Here is a 949-nt window from a genome sequence, read left to right as displayed (position 1 = left end):
TAACGAATTAGACTTACCGAAGTTGTCCGACCCTGAGTCCCGAAGGGACGTTAGGGACTGGCATGTAGCTTGCGAACGCAAGGCGAATGCCAGGAGGACAATTTGGCGTAGCCCGAGCGAGGGCTAGTCCCGAAGCGTAGCGGTAAGTCGCTGTTATATGCAGTTGCCCATTATAATGATTAAAAATATTATACTCATTTTTTAATGAAATCATTCTTATAAATAGCACAAAACGTTGAAATTAGAATTTTGAAATACATTTTATAGGAAAATTATTGTAAAGTACTGTCTTTGAAGATATAAATAAACTGCTAAATTTAATTAACAGAACAATGTAAATAATTATCTAAGACTTCTGACCAAGAAACTTCCGCATCAAAATTCTCATAAAGTGGTGTATTATTATTATTGAATGCTGAAATTCCATGATTTACCATATACATAGGAATATAGTTTGGTTTACCAATCATTTTGATTTGTGAGCAAGTATTTTCCAATTCTTGTGAACCTTGTTTCAGATAGTCTTGTATGTAATTTTGAAATGCTTTAGATTTCTCAGAATCGATATTACTAAAATTATTGATCCTAAGAACAGCTATAGCTTGATGCGCGGACCTGTCTTTAACTCTTTTCATATCAAATTTACCATAAACACCGGCAAAAGCAAATAGTTGAGATGCAAATTGTAGATTGTCAGATTCGATACACTTTTTAATAGCAGGATACACGTCTGCAGGAGTATGATAATTTTTTAGGTTTGATAAATCGATGCATTCAAGGTGATAATTTGCTTTCAAATTTCCTTGCGTATTGTAATTAGAAAGCAAAGAGTTCGTTTTACAACCAAAGATTGATAGAAAGCAAAGAGTGACCATTAAGAGTTTTTTCATTTTTATTCCTTATTTATTTTATTAAAATATTTTTTGGGCAATTGCATATAACGAACTAG

The 949-nt window shown here is 32.7% G+C and carries 1 protein-coding gene; it reads right to left on the bottom strand.

All coding sequences use genetic code 11. The features are described 5' to 3' along the window. Positions 1 to 317: 317 nt before the first annotated feature. Complete coding sequence (locus ND811_RS19395) at positions 318 to 890, bottom strand: hypothetical protein (protein WP_265353627.1); 573 nt, start codon at positions 888 to 890, stop codon at positions 318 to 320. Between the last annotated feature and the right edge of the window lie 59 nt (positions 891 to 949).

This window comes from Leptospira soteropolitanensis, from assembly GCF_026151655.1.
GTDB lineage: Bacteria > Spirochaetota > Leptospiria > Leptospirales > Leptospiraceae > Leptospira_A > Leptospira_A soteropolitanensis.
This window is presented reverse-complemented; position numbering and strand designations above follow the sequence as displayed.